Raw genomic sequence first — 22,319 nt, 5'->3', positions numbered from 1 at the left:
CCGTGGTCCAAACTAGTCGTTGGGGGCGTTCTTGTTTGACCAGTCGTTTAAGAACGTCCCCGATGACTATTTGAATTGCTAATTTGTGCGGGTTGTGGTTTTGTGACCTGCTGAAATTTAGGATACTGTACAACTGTACGTTAACTCATCTTCGTAGTATATTGCTACCCGCAAAACTCAACACCATTGTGCTTTGAGACGTTAAAGCGCCTACTACAATGGTTGTCGATAGTACGATTCGATTCAACGACAGGATGGATGGTCCAAGCGTGAGTCTCGGCAGCAAACTATCCAACGCAAAGGTCTCCTTTGCGATCTTTAAGCGTGACATCAAGCGATTGCTCGTGAACCCCGTCGCCTTGGTGGTTACCCTTGGCGTGTGTGTTATTCCCTCGCTGTATGCCTGGTACAACATCGTGGCAAACTGGGATCCGTATGGAAACACCCAGGGCATCAAGATTGCTATCGCCAACAACGACCAGGGCACTCAGAACGACCTGGTGGGCGAGCTCAACGCGGGCGACCAGGTCGTCGATCAGCTCAAGGAGAACGATCAGTTGGGCTGGACCTTCGTCGATTCGTCGGCCGATGCCAAAGAGGGCGTCGAGAGCGGGGAGTACTATGCGGCCATCGTGATTCCCAAGAACTTCTCGGATAACCTGGTTTCGATGCTCGACGGCAACTACCATCAGCCCAAGCTTACGTACTACGTCAATGAGAAGAAGAGCGCTATTGCGCCCAAGGTTACCGACACCGGTGCAAACACCATCGAGGAGCAGATCAACTCGGAATTTGCCTCCACGGTGGGCGAGACCGTTGCCAGTATTGCCAAGGATGCCGGAGTCGATTTAAAGGACAAGGCAACCCAGACTCAGGATTCGTTGGCCGGTTCGGTATCAGAGGCTTCCGATACGTTGGGCGAAGTGCGTGATTCGATTGGCGACATGAATGCCGCCATCGATAAGACGAGTGGTTCCATTGCCTCGGCAGATGCGGCACTTGCCGGTCTGCAGGGTCAGGCGCCGTCGCTGACGCAGGCGATCTCCCAGGGCAACGACCTGCTGGGCGAGGCTCGCGCCACGGCGGGCAACTCTGTCGCCTCGCTCTCCAAGGCGCTCTCGGAAGGCAGCCTTGCGCTCACCAAGACGTCAGCCTCCGCGAACGCTGCGATTGGCAAGCTGACGGGCACGGTCACATCTACGACTACCCGTATCGACAACTCGCTTGAGTCTCTCCAAGCGACGATTGACCACAATAAGGCCGTTATCGGGCACTTGGAAATTCTCGTCAATGACACGTCGACAGGTTCCAAGGAAATTGACGCGCGCATTGTATCGACCATCGATTTGCTCCGCGAGCAGAATGAAAAGCTTCAGAGCATCAAGGACGGTCTGTCTGCGCAGTCGAGCGCCATGGCGAATGACGCCGCGACTGTCTCGGGCGCCAGCGACGCTATCAATAACGCAATTCAGACCGGTGCGACCAACCTTGGCCAGGCCCAGACGGACCTGGGTCAAAACGCGCTGCCGAAGGCCTCGAGCGCGCTCGATTCCTTTGCCGCCGTCTCGGGTGATCTGACGGGCATCGTGTCTGGCCTTACGCCTACTATTGCAAGTGCGCGTGGTACACTTTCGCAACTCAACGCTACGCTCGGTCAGGCCAAGACCACGCTGTCCCAGACCGATGCCTCGCTTGCCAAGGTCCAGGACAAGCTCGCAACCGCCGCCAACGACATCGCGGCGCTGCAGACCTCCGAGTCTATGGGCGAGCTGTCTGATCTGACGGGCGTCGATGTCAATGACGTTGCAGACTTCATGGCATCTCCGGTCGAGCTGACCTCAAAGTCAATATATCCGGTCAAGAGCTTCGGCTCGGGCATTGCTCCTTTCTACACCAATCTGGCGCTGTGGGTGGGCGGTTACGTGCTCATCGCCATCTACAAGCTCGAGGTCGATCGCGAGGGCATTGGCAGCTTTACGGCGCGTCAGGGCTACTTCGGCCGTTGGATGCTCCTGGTGATCTTGGGCGCGCTCCAGGCCATCATCGTGACGGTGGGCGATCTGGTGATTGGCGTACAGTGCATCAACCCGCTGCTGTTCGTGCTGGGTGGCATCGCCATCTCGTTTACGTACGTCAACATCATCTATGCGCTGTCCACCACGTTTAAGCATATCGGCAAGGCGATTGGCGTCATTCTTGTCATCGTGCAGATCCCGGGTTCGTCGGGCATGTATCCCATCGAGATGATGCCCGGCTTCTTCCAATGGCTGCATCCGCTGCTGCCCTTTACCTACGGCATCAATCTGCTGCGCGAGACGGTCGGCGGCATGTACTCGTTCAACTACCTGTTCAACCTGTGCATCTTGGGCGTATTCCTTGCCATTGCACTCTTTATTGGCTTGCAGCTGCGTCCGTTGCTGCTCAACCTCAACCTGCTCTTTGATAAACAGCTTTCCACGACCGGTATGATGATCTGCGAGTCCAATGACCTGCCGCGCCAGCGCTACTCGCTGCGCACGGCCATGCGCGTCATGCTCGATTCCGATTCGTACCGTCGCGAACTGCTCGATCATGCGGTCGCCTTTGAACATCGCTACCCGTACTACATCAAGGGCGGTTTCGCCGCCGTGGTGGGCGTTCAGGTCCTGCTCTTTGTTCTGTCGACGGTTCTCGATATCGACAATAACGGCAAGATCATCCTGCTTGTCATTTGGATTATCTCGGTCATTGCCATCTGCGGCTGGCTTATCAATATCGAATATATCCGCGCGAGCCTCAATACCCAGATGCGCATCTCGGCGCTTTCGGATGAGGACCTGCGTCGCGAGATGCGCGAGCATACGGCCGCCATTCCTGCCGCCCGCCGCATGTTTGGCCTCAACGCCAGCGAGCGTGGTGCCAAGGGCGGCGATCAGTCCATGGGCCGCTTGCCGCATATAGGCTCGAACCATAAATCTCAGGACAGCGACAGCACAGCCACAAATGATGGAGATACCACCCCGCTCGGCAAGCACTCCAAAGGAGGTGAGGCATAAATGAAGAACATCCTGCATCTGTTTAAGCGCGATGTCCAAAACGTGTCTCGCTCCGTCATCGGCTTGGTTGTCGTGATGGGCCTCATTATCGTACCGTGCCTGTACGCGTGGTTTAACATCGCCGGCAGCTGGGATCCGTACGGCAACACCGGCAATCTTAAGATCGCCGTGGTCAACACCGACGAGGGCTACGAGAGCGATCTGATCCCCGTCGAGGTCAACGTGGGCGAAAACGTGACCGCCACCCTGCGCGGCAACGAGAACTTCGACTGGGTTGTGCTCAACGACCGCGATAAGGCAATTGAGGGCGTTAAGTCGGGCGCGTACTACGCTGCCGTCGTTATCCCTAAAACGTTTAGCGCCGACATGATGACGCTTTTCTCGACTGAGGTGAAGCACGCCGATATCGAGTTTTACGAGAACCAGAAGGCCAACGCCATCGCGCAGATCGTGACCGAGAAGGGTTCGAGCGCCGTTCAAAGCCAGGTTAACGAAACTTTTACCGAGACCATTACGAGCATCGGTCTTAAGACGGTGTCCAGCCTGCTCGATTACATGAGCACCGACCAGGTCAGCAACTTTATCGCCAACCTGTCCTCGACGCTCGGCGATTCGGTCCAGGACCTGCAGGACGTTCAGGCCAGCGCAACGTCGCTTGCGGGCATTTTGAGCTCCACGTCCGATTCGCTGACGTCGGCGAGCGGCATGCTCAAGCAGACCGGTGCCGTCGATGAGTCGACAAAGCAGCTCATGGAACATGCCAAAAGCGGCATCGATGATTCCAAAGAAGCGCTTAAGGCGGCAAACGGTGCCATCGATGCCGCAATCGATGGAAGTGCGGGTTCGTTCGACAATGTGTCTGCCGAGCTCGCGAAGGCGTTCGACACCGCAAACCAGCATGTCGACCTTACGGTGTCCCAACTCAACGATGCCGCTGCGGCCCTCAATGCGCGCGCCAAGGATATCGATGCGATGGCCGATCAGCTCCGCAGCCTTGCCGACCAGGTGAGCGATGAGAATTTGAAGGACGGCCTCAAGTCCGCCGCGACGTCGCTGGGCAGAATCGCCGTTGAGTACCGCAACAATGCCAAGGATCTGGCGGCTACCGCGAAGTCTCTCTCCGATAGCATGGCCGAGGTCAACAACTCGCGTGCCGAGGTCGATCAGGCCATCGCTGATGCCAAGGCCGGCATCGCGGGTGCCAAATCCGATTACGATTCCACGTTCTCGGTTAAGGCCAAGGAGCTCAAGAAGACGGTTTCGGGCATTCTGGACTCGCTTGATGGCATCTCGGGCGACCTGGATAGCGCCGTAGGCGGCCTGACCGACGCATCCGGTTCGCTGGCAAAGGGCCTCTCCAAGGCTGCAAAGCTGGTCAACAAGGCTTCTGATCAGCTGGGCGAGGCGTCGGACAAGATCAGCGCGTTTAAGGACGAGCTCGACGGCGCCTTGATGTCGGATGACCTCGCTACGATCAAGACGATGATCGGCAATGATCCCGAGGGTCTGGCCGTGTCGCTTTCCGGCCCCGTCGCGCTCGATCGCAAGCCGGTCTATCCGATTCGCAACTACGGTTCGGCCATGGCACCGTTTTACACGATTCTGTCGCTATGGGTCGGCTCGATCGTGCTGGCGGCCATGATGAAGGTCTCGGTTGACGATGAGCTCATCAACGAGCTCATCCCCGTGCGCCTGCACGAGATCTACCTGGGCCGCTACCTGTTCTTTGGCGGTCTGGCCCTGCTGCAGGCAACGCTCGTGTGCGCGGGCGACATCCTGTTCTTCGGCATCCAGTGCGACGACCCGCTGCAGTTTGTGCTGGCGGGCTGGGTCGCGAGTCTCGTGTTCTCCAATATCGTCTACACGCTTACGGTTTCGTTTGGCGATATCGGCAAGGCGCTCGCCGTTGTGCTGCTGGTCATGCAGGTCGGCGGTTCGGGCGGCACGTTCCCCATCGAGATGACCGGCCCCGTGTTCCAGGCGATCTATCCGTTCCTGCCGTTTACCCATGGCATTAACGCCATGCATGCCGCCATGGCTGGCGCCTACCATATGGAGTACTGGGTTGAGCTGGGCATTCTGGTGAGCTATCTGATTCCGTCGCTGGCCCTGGGCGTCGTCTTCCGCCGTCCGGTCATCAAAGCCAACGACTGGATCATCGAAAAGCTGGAATCCACAAAGCTGATTTAGTGCGGCAGCGTTAACGCTGACGCAGCGTGAATGCGGCTCGCGCAGCGTCGGCCGGTCCGCCGTTCGGTAGAACGGCGGAACAAAACTCTGCCGACGCTTTAGCGCGGTGAATTGCGTGGGCTGCTTGGTTGTTGCTACAGTAGCGGGGCGTGCCGGGGGTCCGGTGCGCCCCGTTTTTATTTGACCATGAGGCGGCACGCAGCCATACGCGTGCGGACACCACGCCAAGATTGAGTGTGAGGATGTTCCATGGCCCAATACGCTGCCAACGAAATCGAAAACATGCCCGATAGCCCTGTCGCACGGGAGGACCTGGGCGCCGGCGGCACCTCCCGCGGCGCCGGCGCGCGTTCCCCGTTCTTCTGGAAGGTCTTGCTGCTATCGGTGGCGGTCATCTGGGGCTATTCCTTTACCACCATGAAAGATGCGCTCGACACCATTCCGGTGTTCGAACTGCTCTATATTCGTTTTCTTCCGGCTTCGCTGGTTATGTTCGCCATCTTCCACAAACGCATCATCGCGCACTTTAATGCCCGCAACCTTATCGTCGGGCTTGGTATGGGCGCACTTATGTGGGGCGCGTACGGTTTGCAGACGATTGGCCTGGCACAGACCACGGCGGGCAAGAGTGCATTTTTGACGGGTACCTATTGCATCCTCGTGCCGTTTGCGAGCTACGTCCTAAGCGGCGAAAAGCTTACCCGTTACAACTTGGGCGCCGCGTTGCTGTGCCTGGCGGGCATTGGTCTGGTGGCGCTCGATAGCGTCGAGTTCAATGTCGGCGATGTCATCACACTGGGCGGTGCGGTCTTCTTTGCCATCCAGATGGCGGTGACCGCCAAGTATGGCCGCAAGATGGACATCAACGTCATCACGTTTTGGATGTTTGTGGGCAACGGCGTGCTGAGCCTGATCTCGTCGCTGCTATTCGAGACCCAAGCGCCGCTGTCCGTTTGGACGCCGAGCTTTATCAGTGTGATGGCGTTTCTCTCGGTGGGCTGCACATGTGTGGCTCTGCTCATCCAAAACGTCGGCCTGGCGCATGTCCCGGCCTCGACGGGCTCGCTGCTCCTTTCGATGGAGTCGCCTTCGGGTGTGCTGTTCTCGGTGCTGCTGATGGGGGAGGCGCTCACCTCGCGCCTGCTCGCCGGCTTCGCGCTCATCTTTCTTTCGATTATCTTGAGCGAGACGCATTTCGATTTTTTGCGTCGAAAGCCGCGTCTGCAATTGTAAACAATTTGTTGCGCCGTCTCCCGGGGCGGCATTTTTTATGCGTCGCCCTTAAAGTAGTACCTTGCACTTTACACTATCAAAGTGCTTGCTGCAAAAACGTTACTGGAGGGCATCTATGGCACCAGCACTGTCCGATCTTCAACCGCAATCAGCGCCCAAGGCCACCGCGGCGGCGCAGACCGCTATCGGTGACGGTCTTGTTGCAGAAGCTCAGGCTTTTGCAGACGAGCTCGCTGCGTGGCGACACGATTTACATCAGATGCCCGAGCTGGGTAATAGCCTCCCGCAGACCTCTACGTATATCCAAGCGCGCCTGACCGAGATGGACATCCCATTTGCTACGCTCGTCGATGGTTCCTGCGTTGTGGGCCTTGTCGGCGCCGGTGCCGCCGCGGCCCAAGGCAATGGCGTCTGCACGAATGAGCAGGCCGGTACGGTCATCATGCTTCGTGGCGACATGGACGCCCTGCCCGTTGCCGAGGAATCCGGCGAGCCCTTTGCATCCACCAACGGCTGCATGCACGCTTGCGGTCACGATATGCACGCGACGGCGCTGCTTGGTGCGGCTCGTATGCTCAAGGCCCGCGAGGCCGAGCTCGTCGACGCCAATGCCACCGTCAAACTGCTGTTCCAGCCGGGCGAGGAGACCTTTGAAGGGGCACGCGCTGCCATCGCCGATGGCCTGCTGCAGAACCCGCGTCCTCAGGCGGCCTTTGCCATGCATGTCAACAGCCAGTCGCCGCTTGGCCTGGTGCTCTATGGGAGTCCGGCGCTCTCGGGCGTGTACGGTTTCCGCATCACGCTGCAGGGCAAGGGTGGCCACGGCTCCAGCCCCGAGATCTGCATCGACCCCATAACGGCCGGTGTGCATGTGCACCTGGCACTCCAGGAGCTTATCGCTCGCGAAGTGCCGGCGGCCAAGGAGGTCGCACTGACCGTGGGTAAGTTTGCCGGTGGCCAAGCGGCCAACGTCATTCCAGATACCTGCGTGCTGGAAGGCACACTGCGCGGCTTCGACGTCGAGCTCATGGAGCACCTCAAGACCCGCATCGCGGAGGTTGTCAAAGGTGTTGCCGCGACCTATCGCACGCCGGCGGCCATCGAGACCCTCTCGGATGTTCCCCCGCTCGTCCTCGATGACAACATGACCCAGGCTTCGCTTGGCTATGTGGGTGCGACGCTGCCCAAGGTCGCCTTCCTGCCGCTGTTCCACGCCATGGCGAGCGAGGACTTTGCGCTTATCTCGAGTGAGATCCCGAGTGCGTACTTTACCGTGGGCGCTGCCGTGACTGATACGGACGAGCATTTTGCTCAGCATCATCCCAAGGCACGTTTTAGCGATGCCGAGCTTCCCCTTGGCGCCGCGGCTTATGCCGCCGTCGCTTTGGGCTACATCGCCGACCACCGGTAGCACCCAATCTTGCTACTCGTTTGTTTAAGATGGTCGGCGGCACCGTGGGCGCCATCGTTTCGGGTGTGCTGTCCGATGCCACGGGCTCTTTTGCGAGCACCTGGATTGTCTGCTTGGTGTGCTCGGTGGCTATGTTGGTGTTTCTGCTGGCGTCTGAGCCCATCGCCGCCAAGCTGCGTGCAAGCGTGGCGGGGGAGTAGACGTCCGTCGCTCTTTTCTGTTTGCCCCGTTCTGTTTGTGGCCGCCCTGGAAGCCGAATGGATGCTCGTACCATCATTCGGTTTCCAAGGCGGCCACGGGCCTACGAAATGATCCGTTTTCCTCCGTCCCCAGCAGATCATGTGACCCGAAGGGGACGGAGGAAAAGGGATCACAAATAGCGGCGGCGCATCTGGCCGAACGAGTCCCCATACCCTCGTTCGGTCAGACGCGCCGCCGCGTTGCTGCTTTGTGCCGTATAATGTCCACTACCTATGACGCGATACAAAAGAAAGGTGTTTGCCCATGCAGGCACAGAAGGCGGAGGGAACCCGCGACCTTATCGGCGCCGAGATGCGCGCCTGGCAAAAGATGCAGCAGATTGCGGCCAGCGTATTCGAGCCGTTTGGCTTTAAGCCCATCGAGACGCCCGCGATCGAGCAGGTTGACGTGTTTGTCCACGGTATCGGCCAGTCGACCGACGTCGTGCGCAAGGAGATGTTCCGCGTGTTTAGCGGCGCCAACCTGGAGCGCGTCTTTACCGAGGGCACCGACACCAAGCTTAAGCCCAAGCAGCGCCTAGCACTTCGCCCCGAGGGCACGGCCGGCGTGGTGCGCGCCGTCGTCGAGAACAATCTGGTGCCCCAGGGCTCCACGCCGTTTAAGGCGTACTACGCCGAGGCCATGTTCCGCGGCGAGCGTCCCCAGAAGGGCCGCCTGCGCCAGTTCCACCAGGTGGGCATCGAGTGGCTCGGCGCTCCCGATCCGGCGGCAGATGCCGAGTGCATCATCATGCTCATGGAGTTCTACAAGCGCCTGGGCTTCGATCTTTCCAAGCTTCGTCTGCTCATCAACTCGATGGGTGACGCCCAGTGCCGTCCGGCTTATCGCGAGCAGGTTAAGCAGTTCATCCTCGATCACGCCGACGAGATGTGCGATGAGTGCCGCGAGCGCGCCGAGCTCAACCCGCTGCGTGCCTTCGACTGCAAGAACGACCACTGCCGCGAGATCATGGCCGAGGCTCCGCTGATGGGTGACAACCTGTGCGATGAGTGCCGCGAGCACTACGAGCAGGTCAAGCGCTATCTGGATGCCGCCGGTATCGAGTATGTCGAGGATCCCACCTTGGTGCGCGGCCTGGACTACTACACCCGTACTGTCTTTGAGGTCGAGGCCCCTGGCGCCGGCGTCGGCTCCATCGGCGGCGGCGGCCGCTACGATGGCCTGGTCGAGCTCGAGGGTGGCAAGCCCACGGCGGGCGTCGGCTTTGCTGTCGGTTTTGAGCGCGCCCTGCTGGCCCTGCAGGCCTTTGGCAGCGATTTGGGTGCCGATGAGGCCCCGTGCGTCTATGTCGCCAACGCCGGCAAGGAGCTGCGTCAGAACGTCTTTGCCATTACGCAGGAGCTTCGCGCCGCAGGTATCGTGACCGAGGCCGACTATCAGGGTCGTTCGCTCAAGGCCCAGTTTAAGCAAGCCGATAAGGTAGGCGCCAAGCTCATCTTGGTCCTGGGTGGCGACGAGCTTGCCGCCGGCAAGGTCAAAGTGCGCGACATGCAGAGCCATGACGAGGTGCTCGCCGATCTGGACAACGTCGTCGAGGCGGTTCGCGAGCGCCTGTAGCGCATCTTTTTGAGCTTCGGGCCTGCTAACGTGCCCTGCTCATGGAGAGCGATTGTTACGGGGGTGTTTCGCTTTTATGCGGAATGCCCCCGTTTACGTATGCCGCCCACCGAGAAATACGACCATTTAGGGCAAAAATCTTTGCAATGCAGAAAATACTTTTGTGTGGTAAAGCGCAATCAGTGTCGAAAGTATTTCTCAAGCGCCTATAATGAATACCGCATGTTACGTGCATAGAAGGAGGAATGGGAGGAAACGTGGCTGAGAACCTAAGCAACCAGTCTGTACCCGAAGCCGCGGCGCGCGTCGCTGCCGTGGTCAACCGCCTCGTTAACCGAATCGGCTCGAATGCCGAGTCCAGGGAGCGTCTCGCCGAGATCGAGATCCCCGAGGAGCTGCGCGACAATCTGGCGCTGTTCTTGCGCCTGGAGCGCCGTGTGCTTAGCGAGTATGATCCCGAGATCGCGGACCTGTTCGACAAGATTTTGACAGCCGAGATTGTGGTCAATGCCGGCAACCCCGGTACCTGCGCTGCCGACGAAGCCGTCGACGAGCAGGGCGTGCCCACCGCCGACGAGCCCACTGCCGTGGCATTTCGTGAGGTCGTCGATTTGATCGACAGCCTGCCGCTCGATAAGCAGCAGGTCATCGTTCGCGCCTTTACGAGCTTTTTCCATCTGGCAAACCTGTCGGAGGAGAACTACCGTGTGGCGCAGCTGCGCGAGCGCGAGGCCGGTGCGTCGACCGATACCGAGGTCGATCCTGCCAACGAGCTTACCGTTGCCTATCACCAGCTGGTGAATGAGCTGGGTGTCGAGGGTGCCAACGAGCTGCTCGACAAGCTCGAGTTCCACCCTGTCTTTACCGCACATCCCACCGAGGCCCGTCGTAAGGCCGTCGAGGGCAAGATCCGCCGTATCTCCAACCTGCTGGAGGAGCGTCCGCGTCTGGGCGGCTCCGACCTGGTGGAGAACGAGCGCCATATGCTGCAGGAGATCGACGCCCTGGTGCGTACGAGTCCCATCGCGCTCAAGAAGCCCACGCCGGTCGAGGAAGCCGATACCATCATCGACATCTTCGATAACACGCTGTTCGACGTTATCCCCGTTATCTATCGTCGTTTTGACGATTGGGTGCTGGGCGACAAGGCCGGTACTGTGCCGCCGCTGTGCCCGGCGTTCTTCCATCCCGGCAGCTGGATCGGTTCCGACCGCGACGGTAACCCCAACGTCACCGCCAAGGTGAGCCGTGAGGTCGCCGCCAAGTACTTTACGCACATGGTGCTCAAGCTCGAGGACAAGTGCCGCCACATCGGCCGCAACCTCACGCTCGAGGCTACCTACAGCAAGCCGTCGGCCGAGCTCATTAACCTGTGGAACCATCAGGTCGAGATGAGCCCTCGTTACACGGCCCGCGCCGAGCTGATCTCCGAGCACGAGCCGCATCGCGCCGTCATGCTCGTCATGGCCGACCGCCTGAACGCCACCGTCCGTCGTATCACCGACACCATGTACCACAGCGCCGACGAGTTCCTGGATGACCTGCGCGTCGTCCAGCGTTCGCTGGCCGCCTGCGGTGCCGTCCGTGCTGCCTACGGCCCGGTCCAAACCATCATCTGGCAGGTCGAGTCCTTCGGCTTCCATATGGTCGAGATGGAGTTCCGTCAGCACTCCGTGGTGCATGCCCGCGCCCTTAAGGATATCCACGAGAACGGTATCCATGGCGACCTGCAGCCCATGACGCGCGAGGTCATCGATACCTTCCGCGCTATCGGCTCCATCCAAAAGCGCTACGGCAAGAAGATGGCGCACCGCTACATCATCTCGTTCACCAAGAGCGCCCAGCATGTGGCCGACGTCTTTGAGCTTGCCCACCTGTCCTTTGCACACGAGGAGGATGTCCCCGAGCTCGACGTGATCCCGCTGTTCGAGCAGCTCGAGGACCTCGAGGGCTGCGTCGACGTGCTCGACCAGATGCTTACGCTGCCCGTGGTGCAAAAGCGCCTTGCCCAGACCAACCGCCGCATGGAGGTCATGCTGGGCTATTCCGACTCCTCCAAGGACGCCGGTCCTACCACGGCCATGCTCGCGCTGCACTCCGCGCAGGAGCGCATCGCCAAGTGGGCCGAGAAGAACGATATCGACCTGGTGCTCATGCACGGTCGCGGCGGTGCCGTGGGCCGTGGTGGCGGCCCGGCCAATAAGGCCGTGCTGGCGCAGCCCAAGGGTTCGGTCAACTGCTTCTTTAAGCTCACCGAGCAGGGCGAGGTCATCTTTGCCCGTTACGGCAACCGCACGCTGGCTCAGCGCCATGTTGAGTCCGTTGCTGCCGCAACGCTTTTGCAGTCGGCCCCGAGTGTCGAGAAGACCAACACCGAGACCACGCAGAAGTTCTGGGATATGGCCGAGAAGCTCAACACCGCAAGCCACGAGCGTTATCTGGACCTGCTGAACACCGAGGACTTTACACCGTGGTTCTCGACCGTGACGCCGCTGACCGAGGTCGGTCTGCTGCCGATCGGCTCGCGTCCCGCCAAGCGCGGCCTGGGTGCCAAGTCGCTCGACGACCTGCGTACCATTCCGTGGATCTTCAGCTGGAGCCAGGCACGCATTAACCTGGCCGCTTGGTACGGCCTGGGCACCGCCTGCGAGCAGTTTGGCGATCTGGACCAGCTTAAGGCTGCCTACCAGGAGTGGCCGTTCTTCCGCACCTTTATCGACAACATCGAGATGTCGATCGCCAAGACTGACCAGCGCATCGCCAAGATGTATCTGCACCTGGGCGATCGCCAGGATCTATCCGAGAAGGTCTTCACCGAGATGCAGCTCACTCGTAAGTGGGTCCTTGCCATCGTCGGTGACGAGTGGCCGCTGCAGCGCCGCCGTGTGCTTGGCTGTGCCGTTCGCGTGCGCAACCCCTATGTCGATGCTCTGTCCATCGCCCAGGTCCGCGCCCTTCGCGAGGTGCGTATGAACCAGGACGAGATGACCGAGGAGAAGAAGGCCGAGTACATGAGCCTGATTCTTTCGACTGTGACCGGCGTCTCGGCAGGATTGCAGAACACGGGGTAATCGATAGCCCTGTGGCTCTCACCGGGACCCGATGGGTTTCCCTCTGAATGCGTCCTCGCACTTGAAGCCCCCTTATCCTGCTCCTCTGGAGCTGCGGATAAGGGGGCTTCGTGCTGCGGAATGCATTCAGAGGGAAACCCGTCGGGTCCCTTCGTCCTCGGTCTTCGGGGATTAAAGCTGAGGAGAAGAATGGCGCGCTTCGCGCTTAATGTGGAGTGTGGCGAGGGCTTCTTGCGTCCTGCGGAGTGTGCCTAAAAGTAAACTAATGGCGGACCCTGCGATGTCTGCTCTTCGGCGGATCAGCCGCTGGGTGAGGGTGGTGCTTGGGGCGACGTGCAAAAAACGGAGTTTTCAGCAGCCAAAGATTGGTGCATAAGGCTGTGGGTGACGTTCGCGGCCCCTGTTGATGCTTTTGCACGACGATTGGGCTTTGGCGATGTTCATATATGGCTGGTTTCTCGCCGCATGCTATCCAGATGGGACGAGTCATGAGGACTATCTACCTTTTGAAAGACTTTTGACGCCAAAATCTTATCCCGCGATGCTGAATACTCGCAAAAATGCACGCTCCGGAGGGTACCACCCTGTTACGGCTAGAAATCCATGCGCCGTTTTATGCAATTAATTAACGCATTTATGCAAAATGGCTTACGTGCATACGTCTCGGGCTAGATGTTTGCCTCGGCGCTGCGTAAATCATCCTGTCTATAGTGTCTTTGACAGGCGGCCGCGGTCCCCTTTGGGGTCGCGGCCGTTTTATTGTGGGTCAAATATGAACGTTGTGTTAATGAGTCGGTGGACGGTGGTGTTTTTCGGTGAGCGGCGTATCCTTCCAACGGTTTATCTAGTGTGTCAGTTGAAAGGAAGAGGGCGCTCGTCATTGTTTGAATGTGAACTGCCGTTTGACCACAAGACGTTGCATCTGGAGCTCGAGGATAAGAACTTCGCGGGTGTGATGGAAGGTCATCAAAACGAGTTTAAGACCACGAAATCACAGGAAGAGCTGGTAGAGGAGTCACTTGCCAACCCTTATGGCTCGCCTTCGCTCGAGGAGCTTTGTGCTGGCAAGAAGGATATTGTCATCATTAGCTCCGATCATACGCGCCCCGTTCCCTCGCGTGTGACGATGCCTATTCTGCTGCATCACATCCACTCCGCTGCGCCTGAGGCGCGCGTTCGCATTCTGGTTGCTACGGGTATGCATCGTCCTTCGACGCACGAGGAGCTCGTCAACAAGTACGGCGAGGAGATCGTTGCCAACGAGGAAATCGTTATGCACGTCGCGACTGACGACAGCATGATGAAAAAGATCGGCACCCTGCCTTCCGGTGGCGAGTGCATCATCAACAAGATTGCCGCCGATTGCGATCTGCTGCTTGCCGAGGGCTTTATTGAGCCGCACTTCTTTGCCGGTTTCTCTGGTAGCCGCAAGTCCGTCCTGCCTGGCATCGCCAGCTACAAGACCATCATGTACAACCACAACGGTCAGTTTGTGAATGATTCCCACTCGCGTGCCGGCAACCTGTGCCACAACCACGTGAGCGAGGACATGTTTGCCGCTGCCGAGATGGCTCACCTTGCCTTTGTGCTTAACGTGGTGCTCAACGGCAAGCACGAGGTCATCGGCTCCTTTGCCGGCGACATCCACAAGGCGCACGAGGCTGGCTGCGAGTTCGTGAAGAGCCTTGCCGGCGTTGAGCCCGTCGAGTGCGAGATTGCCATCACCACCAACGGCGGCTACCCGCTCGACCAGAACATCTATCAGGCCGTGAAGGGCATGTGCTCTGCCGAGGCTACGCTTCCCGAGGGCGGCGTGATCATCGACGTCGCCGGTTGTGCCGACGGCCACGGTGGCGAGGGCTTCTATCACAACATCGCCGACAACGATCCGGCGGAGTTTGAGCGCGCCTGCATCGACCGTCCTAAGGACGAGACCCTGCCCGACCAGTGGACGAGCCAGATCTTTGCCCGCATCCTGGCGCATCACCCTGTGATCATGGTCACCGACCTGTGCGATCACCAGATGATCAAGGATATGCACATGACGCCGGTCAACACTCTCGATGAGGCGCTCAAGCTCGCCTTTGAGATGAAGGGTGTCGATGCCAAGGTGGCCGTCATTCCCGATGGCCTGGGCGTTGTCGTCGCGCAGCACTAGTACGCGGCCTAAACGAATCGTTTATAACCGACAAGAAAGATAAGGTTTTATGCTTACCAAACTCCTCTGCGAATTCGGCGCAACGGCCCTCATGATCATCTTTGGCGTGGGCGTGCACTGCGATACCGTGCTCAAGGGCACCAAGTATCAGGGCTCCGGCCACATGTTTGCCATCACCACCTGGTCTTTTGGCATCTCGGTCTGCCTGTTTGTCTTTGGCGGCGCCGTGTGCATGAACCCGGCTATGGTGCTTGCCCAGTGCATCGTCGGTCTGGTGCCGTGGAGCAGCTGCATCCCCTTCATGATTGCCGATATGCTCGGCGGCTTTGTGGGCGCCGTAATCGCTTGGCTTATGTATGCCGATGAGTTCAAGGCTTCCGAGGGCGTCGTCGACCCCATTGCCCAGCGCAACATCTTCTCGACCAACCCCACCACCGAGGGCACGAACTATGCCCGCAACTTCTTCTGCGAGGCCATCTGCACCTTCGTGTTCATCAGCGCCATCCTTGCCGCTGCTAGCCGCGCTGGCGAGAACGTTCTGATGCTCGCCATCTGCGTTGGCCTGATCGTTTGGGCCGTTGGCATGGGCATGGGCGGCATCACCGGCTTCGCCATGAACCAGGCTCGTGACCTTGGTCCTCGCATGGCCTATCAGGTGCTGCCGATCAAGAACAAGGCTGACAACAACTGGAAGTACGGCCTGCTTGTTCCTGGCATCGCTCCGTTTGTCGGTGCTATTGTGGCCGCGCTGTTTGTGCATGGTTTCTTGGGCATGTTCTAGTCAAAGGACGGCTCTATAAGGTCCGGGCTCGGTAGGGGTTAACTTTCCAACGCGTCCTCGGACATGCAAAAAGGCTCGCTGCGCACTTCGTGCGGCGAGCCTTTTTGCGTCCTGCGGAGTGCGTTGGAAAGTTAACCCCTACCGAGCCCTGGGCATTCTTGGCTGTGTTCGAACAAGCAACCCAACATATATATCTGAATTTGGATGTGGTGGGCGCTTGGCTGTTGGGTGCTTTGAAATGCAAGCGGTACTTTGGGAAGGGGCGACGCCTTGGGATGGGATGGGGCGTTTAGTTGAAGAGGGGTTTTATGGCTGAGAGGTAGTCTTTGGCTACGTCGGCTTTGGCTGCTTGGAAGTTGTGCCAGGCCCACCATTGGACCATTCCTACGAAGCTTGAGGCTATGTGGTGTAGTAAGAAGCTGCGGTCCATGGTGGCGGCGGGGCCTGCGGGGTCGACGGGGACGGTTTCGGCTGCGCGCGACATGATGGTCTTGCGGAGGCAGTCGGCGAAGACGCGTGAGCCGGCGCCGGCTACGAGGGCTCGAACGCCCTGACGGCGTTCCCAGAGGTTGTTGAGGATATGCTCGACTTGCACGAGTGGGTCGTCGAGCGGCGTACCATCGTCGTCGAGGGCGTGGGTGCAGATGTCGCTCACGAGCTCGGACAGTAGGTCGTCTTTGCTCTTAAAGAGGCCGTAGAATGTCGCGCGGCCTACGTGGGCGCGCGCGATGATGTCGCCGACGGTGATCTTGCCGTAGTCCTCTTCGCGCAGCAGCTCGGAGAACGCCGAAACGATGGCAGCGCGGCTTTTTGCCTTGCGGGCATCCATGGCTATGCGTCCGCGTGAACGAGCAGGCAGCGGAGCGTACCGGAGCAACCCTCGTAGGGGCGCTTGCCAGCGCCGTAGCCGACGGCTTCGATGCGGTAGCGTGAGGGCAGTTGGTCGGACGTACGCAGCGCGGTGACGATGGCGGCGCCCGTGGGCGTCACGAGCTCGCCGGCGACCGGTGCAGGCGTGAGGGCGATATTGCCCGCCTGGCACAGGTTGACGACAGCGGGGACGGGAATGGGCATGAGGCCGTGGGCACAGTGGATGGTGCCGTGGCCCTCGGAGAGCGACTCGACGACAATATCCTCGATGCCCAGGTCATCGAGGCAGATGGCGACAGAGCAGACGTCGACGATGGAATCGACGGCGCCTACCTCGTGGAACATGACGGTCTCGGGCGTTTTGCCGTGGGCCTTTGCCTCGGCGGCGGCGAGCGCGGTAAAGATGGCGAGCGCACGACGCTTGGTGCCATCGCTTAGCTGCGAGCCGTCGATGATAGCGGTGACGTCCGCCAAAGAACGGTGGTGATGGTGGTGGGCGTGATGGTGACCCTCGTGGCCATGGCCGTGGGTCTCATGATCATGCTCATGGCAGTGCTCATGCTCGTCATGGTCATGATGGTGGTGCTCGTGCTCGTGCGTGTGCTCGGCAGCTGCTTCGTTGCCGTAGAGCCATGCCATGTCGTGGTCGTGGTTCTCGAGCTCTTCTGCCAGCTGAACGTCGAAATCGCAGGCGTCGATGCCATGCTTGTTTACGCGCGTCACGGAGATCGAAAAGCCGTCGACCGGCAGCGTGGCGAGCTGTTCGCGCAGGTGCTCCTCGCTGGCGCCCAGGTCGAGCAGGGCCGCGACGGTCATATCGCCGCTGATGCCCGAGGTGCCGTCGATGATAAGCGTATGCTGATGGTTGGACATGGAATGCTCCTTAACGGGCGCGGGATGTACCGGCGCTCAGATGATTGATAAGACTTGCCTGGTAGGCGGCACCAAAGCCGTTGTCGATATTGACGACCGAAACGCCACTGGCACAGGAGTTGAGCATGGCGAGCAGCGCGGCTACGCCACCAAAGCTCGCGCCGTAGCCCACGCTGGTGGGAACGGCAATGACCGGACAGCTCACCAGACCGCCGATAACGCTCGCCAGGGCGCCTTCCATGCCGGCGATGGCGATGACCACCTGCGCCTGGGCAAGTTCCTCGGCGTGAGCGAGCAGGCGGTGCAGGCCGGCGACACCCACGTCGTAGAGGCGGTCGACCTCGTTGCCGTAGAACTCGGCCGTCAGTGCCGCCTCTTCGGCGACGGGCAGGTCGCTCGTGCCGGCGCAGGCGACGACAACGCGTCCGTTACCGGTGGGGGAGGGCTTGCCACCCACCAGGGCGAGCTGGGCGTTCGGGGCATATCCCAGGTCGATGTCGTTGCCGAGAAGCTCCGAGGTACGGGCTGCTTTTTCGCTGTCCAGGCGCGTGACCAGGATGCGCTCCTGACCGGCATCGCGCAGCGCTTCGATAATGGCGGCAATTTGCTCGGCGGTTTTACCGGCGCCGTAGACAACCTCGCCGGCTCCCTGGCGCACCCCGCGCGAAAGATCGAGCTGCGCAAAACCCAGATCGGCGGTTGGCGCCGTCTGGAGGCGCGTGAGGGCGACTGCCGGGGTGACTACTCCGCCGGCAACATCGCTCAGCAATTGCTCAAGATCTCGCTTATCCATATATGTTCCCTTCGACGGCGCAAAGTCTAGCACTCAAAGGGTATGTTTCCGAACACTAAGACAAAATTGTTCGGAAACTATAGGACAGACTGATTCTCTTGTTAGAAGGATCGACTAGTCGCGCAGGATGATGTCCATGGCGAGCATCAGGTTGCGCTCATCGATGGCAAACGGGGCGGCTTCGCGCGTTTTGGGCTTGGCGCAAAACGCGATGCCCGTGCCCGCGGCCTGAATCATGGGGATGTCGTTGGCGCCGTCACCGATCGCGACGGTGTGGGCCATGTCGACACCGCACTCAACCGCCCAATCCAGCAGCTGGATGAGCTTGGATTCCTTGGTCACGATGTCTGCCGCCAGCTTACCGGTGAGCTTGCCGTCCACGACCTCTAGGCGGTTAGCCAGGCAAAAATCGATGCCCGCGGCGGCCACGATCTTGTCGGCCACCTCATGGAAGCCGCCGCTTACCACGCCGACCTTCCAGCCCTTGCTGTGCGCTGAGCGCACAAGCTCCAGCGCGCCAGGAGTAAACGTCACGCGCTCAAAGGTACGCTCGAACACACTCTCGTCCAAGCCGGCAAGCAGCCCCACGCGCTCCTCGAGCGCCTGCTTAAAGTCCAGTTCGCCGCGCATGGCGCGCTCAGTGATCTTCGCCACTTGCTCGCCTACGCCGGCCTCCTCGCCCAACAGGTCGATGACCTCCTGGTTGATGAGCGTGGAGTCGATATCCATAACAATGAGCCGTGCAGTCATGACGGGCCTTTCCAAGTGCTGTTTTATTGGGGCATATTGTCGCACGTGACGCGTGCAGACGGGTGCCGCGACGCATCAATTGTTTCGTCTCCGTCAAGTCTTTGGGCAGGAGCCACTTTTCCGCGGCACATCGACACAGGTGCGATAAGATAGAACGCCATGTCTGGCTGCGCGGTTTACGCAGGCTGGGCAAATCTGTACGACGCCGCCCGGAACGACACGGGGCGGCACAGATCCATAAAGGAGGATCACTGGTATGAGCCAGACCCGTCCCATCGATGAGCATTCCATGCACACCCGTACCTGCGGCGAGCTTCGCTTCGAGAACGTGGGCGAAGAGGTCACCCTCACCGGTTGGGTGAGTCGTCGCCGCGACCACGGCGGCCTTATCTTCTGCGACCTTCGTGACCGCGAGGGCATCACGCAGCTCACCTTCGACCCCGAGCACTCCGACGGCGATGCCTTTAAGATCGCCGAGACCATGCGTCCCGAGTGGCCCATCAAGATCCACGGCGTCGTGCGCGCTCGTGGTGAGGAGACCACCAACACCAAGCTCGCGACCGGCGAGATCGAGGTCCTGACCGACCACGCCGAGGTGCTCAACACGTCCGTCACCCCGCCGTTCCAGATCGAGGACGGCATCGAGACGAGCGAGGACACCCGCCTGCGCTATCGCTATCTGGACCTCCGTCGTCCCGAGATGATGGCCAACCTCAAGCTGCGCTCCGACTTTACCTTTGCCATTCGGGAGGCGCTGCACAACCGTGAGTTCATGGAGGTCGAGACGCCCTCCCTGTTCAAGTCCACGCCCGAGGGCGCTCGCGACTTCATCGTTCCCAGCCGTATTCAGCCGGGTAACTTCTACGCCCTGCCGCAGTCCCCGCAGCTCCTGAAGCAGCTGCTCATGGTCGGTGGCGTCGAGCGCTACTACCAGGTTGCCAAGTGCTTCCGCGACGAGGACCTGCGTGCCGACCGTCAGCCCGAGTTCACCCAGGTCGATATCGAGATGTCCTTCGTGGACCAGAACGACGTCATGAGCGCGCTCGAGGAGGTCCTGGCCGACGCCTTCGGCCGCATGGGCGTCGAGATGCCTACGCCGCTGCGTCGTATGGACTACTGGGAGGCCATGGACACCTATGGCTCCGACAAGCCCGATACCCGCTATGGCATGCACCTGGTCGACCTGACCGACATCTTCGCCAACTCCAAGTTCAAGGTCTTTGCGACTGCCGCAAACGAGGAGGGCTCTGTCGTCAAGGCCATCAACGCCAAGGGCGCCGGTGCCTGGGCACGTGCCAAGATCGATAAGCTTGCCGGCGTGGCCTCCACGTTTGGCGCCAAGGGTCTGGCGTGGATCGCTTTCCGCGAGGACGGCTCCATCAACAGCCCCATCGTCAAGTTCTTCTCGGACGAGGAGATGGCGGCTCTGCGCGAGCGCATGGACGTCGAGCCCGGCGACCTTGTGATGTTCGCCGCCGGCCCGCGCCTGCTCTCTGACGAGATCCTGGGCGGCATGCGTTCCCACATGGCCAACGCGCTCGAGATCAAGCGCGAGGGCCACGACTTCCTGTGGGTCGTCAACTTCCCGCTGTTCCATTGGGACGAGGATCGCAAGGCCTATGCTGCCGAGCACCAGCCCTTTACCCTGCCGACCGAGACCGACATCGCCAAGATCGAGGCCGATCCGCTGGCGGCTGGTTCTTGCACCTACGACTTTGTCATGGACGGCTTTGAGGCTGGCGGCGGCGGTATGCGTATCCACAACGCCGAGATGCAGATGTCCATGCTCAAGCTTCTGGGCTTTACCGAGGAGCGTGCCGAGTCGCAGTTCGGCTTCCTCATGGAGGCGCTCAAGTTTGGTGCGCCCCCGATGGGCGGTTTCGCTCTGGGCCTGGACCGCGTGTGCATGCTGCTCACCGGCTCCGACTCCATCCGCGACGTCATGGCGTTCCCCAAGACGGCCAGCGGCTCCGACCTCATGTCGGGCGCCCCGAGTGCCGTTTCCGGCGCCCAGCTCAAGGACGTCAGCCTGCGCCTGATGTAGGCGAGCGACTACATATTGCCCGTTGCGAGGGAAGGACGCGTGCCTTCCCTCGTTTTTTATACGCCGAGGTTGCGAGGGTATAGGTTGACTGGGCGTCGCGGAAACTACGTCCCAGAATTTGCGTCCAAAACGGGTCGCAGTTTCCCAAACAGGCCCCTTTGGGAAACTGCGTCCCAGAATCCAGCCAAATAACGGGTCGCACTTTCCGGTTGAGCCTTCTGGCGGGCTTCAACAAGCATCTAACGCTACAATAACTACCACATGGCTGGGTTTGCCAGCCGAATGTACGATGTCGTGGGAGGGGACATGGTCGAGTTTACAAAGACGATTAAAGATCCGTTGGGATTGCATGCCCGCCCGGTTGCGCTGCTCTATGACATTATCGCCAAGCATCGTAGTGACGTGTCGGTCAGCATCGGTGACCGCCATACCGACGGTCGCGACGTTATAGGGCTCATGGCACTCTGTGGCGAATGTGGCGAAGACGTCGTGTTCCGCGTTTCGGGCGTGGATGAGGCCTCCTGCGTCACGTCGATCAGAAACCTCTCGCTCTAACCTCAACAATGTGACAAGGGGACAGTCCCCTTGTTGCATAAATTGGTATGACAAGGCACCGCAAAGAGATGGTCTTTGCCGCGCCCTTTTGTTTCGTATAGGAAACTTTTTCGAAATCTGAATGGGGACCCTTTCCAAAAAGTTAACCACGTGTTAGTTTACTAAAGCGAACATAGGCGTGGTTAACTTTTACCGCGTCGATGTTGAGGACGAACTGACGTTAGGAGCCACTCATGTCTTGCGGACCGCAGATGCCGGCAATGCCGCTTTCGATGGTAAAAGCGGGCGAAACCGTGCGCGTGTCTCGTGTAAAGGGCAATGAGGATATGAAGCACCACCTCAAGGACCTCGGCTTTGTCGAGGGCAGCGAAATCCACGTGGTGAGCTCGAGTGGCGCCAATATCATCGTCACTGTGCTCGGCGCACGCTTTGGCATCGATTCCAAGGTTGCCATGCACATCATGACCGTCGGTTAGTCCACAGCATTTGATAAAAACCGAAAGGGGGACAAGAGGATGAAGACGTTGGGTGACGTTAAGGTGGGCGAGAGCTCCACCATCGTCAAGCTTCACGGTGAGGGCGCGCTTCGCCGCCACCTTATGGACCTGGGGCTCATCAAGGGCACTTCGTTCAAGGTCGTAAAGGTAGCACCGCTCGGCGATCCGGTCGAGATCAACGTGCGCGGCTACGAGCTTTCCATCCGCAAGGAGGAGGCGGCCGTCGTCGAGGTCCAGTAG

At 59.8% G+C, this 22,319-nt stretch carries 17 protein-coding genes; 13 read left to right on the top strand and 4 right to left on the bottom strand.

The window, feature by feature from the left end; all coding sequences use genetic code 11:
* Positions 1–269: 269 nt before the first annotated feature.
* The 9 genes from KTF55_RS01345 to larD all read left to right on the top strand — a co-directional run bounded on the left by KTF55_RS01345 (position 270) and on the right by larD (position 15,697).
* Positions 270–3,035: a YhgE/Pip domain-containing protein gene (locus KTF55_RS01345; protein WP_226790434.1), complete on the top strand. Its 2,766-nt coding sequence runs from the start codon at positions 270–272 to the stop codon at positions 3,033–3,035.
* Complete coding sequence (locus KTF55_RS01340; protein ID WP_217107540.1) at positions 3,036–5,225, top strand: YhgE/Pip domain-containing protein; 2,190 nt, start codon at positions 3,036–3,038, stop codon at positions 5,223–5,225. It begins immediately after the preceding gene.
* 249 nt (positions 5,226–5,474) lie between these two features.
* Entirely contained in the window at positions 5,475–6,458 is a 984-nt protein-coding gene (locus KTF55_RS01335) for a DMT family transporter (RefSeq protein WP_217107541.1), read from the top strand.
* Positions 6,459–6,573: 115 nt separating this feature from the next.
* Positions 6,574–7,869, top strand: coding sequence for a M20 family metallopeptidase (locus KTF55_RS01330; RefSeq protein WP_217107542.1), 1,296 nt, complete (start codon positions 6,574–6,576; stop codon positions 7,867–7,869).
* A 20-nt stretch (positions 7,870–7,889) separates the two neighbouring features.
* Positions 7,890–8,069, top strand: a complete 180-nt coding sequence (locus tag KTF55_RS01325; RefSeq protein WP_217107543.1) for a hypothetical protein — start codon at positions 7,890–7,892, stop codon at positions 8,067–8,069.
* Positions 8,070–8,373: 304 nt separating this feature from the next.
* On the top strand, positions 8,374–9,687 hold the full coding sequence (hisS, locus tag KTF55_RS01320) for a histidine--tRNA ligase (RefSeq protein ID WP_217107544.1): 1,314 nt from the start codon (positions 8,374–8,376) through the stop codon (positions 9,685–9,687).
* Positions 9,688–9,932: 245 nt separating this feature from the next.
* The gene (locus tag KTF55_RS01315) at positions 9,933–12,758 is read left to right on the top strand and encodes a phosphoenolpyruvate carboxylase (protein WP_217107545.1); all 2,826 of its coding nucleotides are present in this window, start codon (positions 9,933–9,935) and stop codon (positions 12,756–12,758) included.
* Positions 12,759–13,638: 880 nt separating this feature from the next.
* A complete protein-coding gene (larA, locus tag KTF55_RS01310; RefSeq protein WP_196031491.1) occupies positions 13,639–14,916 on the top strand; it encodes a nickel-dependent lactate racemase in 1,278 nt (425 codons plus the stop codon).
* 49 nt (positions 14,917–14,965) lie between these two features.
* A complete protein-coding gene (gene larD / locus KTF55_RS01305; protein ID WP_089572653.1) occupies positions 14,966–15,697 on the top strand; it encodes a D/L-lactic acid transporter LarD in 732 nt (243 codons plus the stop codon).
* Between the two features lie 289 nt (positions 15,698–15,986).
* Here larD and KTF55_RS01300 read toward each other — a convergent pair whose 3' ends face one another.
* The 4 genes from KTF55_RS01300 to serB form a co-directional block, all read right to left on the bottom strand.
* Positions 15,987–16,526: a TetR/AcrR family transcriptional regulator gene (locus KTF55_RS01300; protein ID WP_138339710.1), complete on the bottom strand. Its 540-nt coding sequence runs from the start codon at positions 16,524–16,526 to the stop codon at positions 15,987–15,989.
* Between the two features lie 2 nt (positions 16,527–16,528).
* On the bottom strand, positions 16,529–17,440 hold the full coding sequence (locus KTF55_RS01295) for a LarC family nickel insertion protein (RefSeq protein ID WP_217107547.1): 912 nt from the start codon (positions 17,438–17,440) through the stop codon (positions 16,529–16,531).
* Positions 17,441–17,450: 10 nt separating this feature from the next.
* Positions 17,451–18,233, bottom strand: a complete 783-nt coding sequence (gene larB, locus KTF55_RS01290) for a nickel pincer cofactor biosynthesis protein LarB (protein ID WP_217107548.1) — start codon at positions 18,231–18,233, stop codon at positions 17,451–17,453.
* Positions 18,234–18,347: 114 nt separating this feature from the next.
* A complete protein-coding gene (gene serB / locus KTF55_RS01285) occupies positions 18,348–18,983 on the bottom strand; it encodes a phosphoserine phosphatase SerB (RefSeq protein ID WP_055285969.1) in 636 nt (211 codons plus the stop codon).
* A 256-nt stretch (positions 18,984–19,239) separates the two neighbouring features.
* Here serB and aspS point away from each other — a divergent pair, with 256 nt between their 5' ends.
* From aspS to KTF55_RS01265, 4 genes are all read left to right on the top strand, one after another.
* The gene (gene aspS, locus KTF55_RS01280; protein WP_117770446.1) at positions 19,240–21,027 is read left to right on the top strand and encodes an aspartate--tRNA ligase; all 1,788 of its coding nucleotides are present in this window, start codon (positions 19,240–19,242) and stop codon (positions 21,025–21,027) included.
* Positions 21,028–21,333: 306 nt separating this feature from the next.
* Positions 21,334–21,582 (top strand): HPr family phosphocarrier protein, encoded by a 249-nt coding sequence (locus KTF55_RS01275; RefSeq protein WP_158556992.1) that lies wholly within the window; start codon positions 21,334–21,336, stop codon positions 21,580–21,582.
* A gap of 233 nt (positions 21,583–21,815) precedes the next feature.
* Positions 21,816–22,058 (top strand): FeoA family protein, encoded by a 243-nt coding sequence (locus KTF55_RS01270; RefSeq protein ID WP_040358815.1) that lies wholly within the window; start codon positions 21,816–21,818, stop codon positions 22,056–22,058.
* A 39-nt stretch (positions 22,059–22,097) separates the two neighbouring features.
* On the top strand, positions 22,098–22,319 hold the full coding sequence (locus tag KTF55_RS01265; RefSeq protein ID WP_006234774.1) for a FeoA family protein: 222 nt from the start codon (positions 22,098–22,100) through the stop codon (positions 22,317–22,319).

The organism is Collinsella sp. MSK.8.10, from assembly GCF_019041915.1.
Lineage (GTDB): Bacteria > Actinomycetota > Coriobacteriia > Coriobacteriales > Coriobacteriaceae > Collinsella.
Note: the sequence above shows the minus strand (reverse complement) of the source record. Positions and strands in the feature narration are given on the sequence as shown.

Bases quoted from the DNA above. Each gene is read 5' to 3' on its own strand.
- KTF55_RS01340 (WP_217107540.1), top strand. From the start codon at position 3,036: ATGAAGAACATCCTGCATCTGTTTAAGCGCGATGTCCAAAACGTGTCT.
- KTF55_RS01335 (WP_217107541.1), top strand. From the start codon at position 5,475: ATGGCCCAATACGCTGCCAACGAAATCGAAAACATGCCCGATAGCCCT.
- KTF55_RS01330 (WP_217107542.1), top strand. From the start codon at position 6,574: ATGGCACCAGCACTGTCCGATCTTCAACCGCAATCAGCGCCCAAGGCC.
- hisS (WP_217107544.1), top strand. From the start codon at position 8,374: ATGCAGGCACAGAAGGCGGAGGGAACCCGCGACCTTATCGGCGCCGAG.
- KTF55_RS01315 (WP_217107545.1), top strand. From the start codon at position 9,933: ATGGGAGGAAACGTGGCTGAGAACCTAAGCAACCAGTCTGTACCCGAA.
- larD (WP_089572653.1), top strand. From the start codon at position 14,966: ATGCTTACCAAACTCCTCTGCGAATTCGGCGCAACGGCCCTCATGATC.
- KTF55_RS01300 (WP_138339710.1), bottom strand. From the start codon at position 16,526: ATGGATGCCCGCAAGGCAAAAAGCCGCGCTGCCATCGTTTCGGCGTTC.
- KTF55_RS01295 (WP_217107547.1), bottom strand. From the start codon at position 17,440: ATGTCCAACCATCAGCATACGCTTATCATCGACGGCACCTCGGGCATC.
- larB (WP_217107548.1), bottom strand. From the start codon at position 18,233: ATGGATAAGCGAGATCTTGAGCAATTGCTGAGCGATGTTGCCGGCGGA.
- serB (WP_055285969.1), bottom strand. From the start codon at position 18,983: ATGACTGCACGGCTCATTGTTATGGATATCGACTCCACGCTCATCAAC.
- aspS (WP_117770446.1), top strand. From the start codon at position 19,240: ATGAGCCAGACCCGTCCCATCGATGAGCATTCCATGCACACCCGTACC.
- KTF55_RS01275 (WP_158556992.1), top strand. From the start codon at position 21,334: ATGGTCGAGTTTACAAAGACGATTAAAGATCCGTTGGGATTGCATGCC.
- KTF55_RS01270 (WP_040358815.1), top strand. From the start codon at position 21,816: ATGTCTTGCGGACCGCAGATGCCGGCAATGCCGCTTTCGATGGTAAAA.
- KTF55_RS01265 (WP_006234774.1), top strand. From the start codon at position 22,098: ATGAAGACGTTGGGTGACGTTAAGGTGGGCGAGAGCTCCACCATCGTC.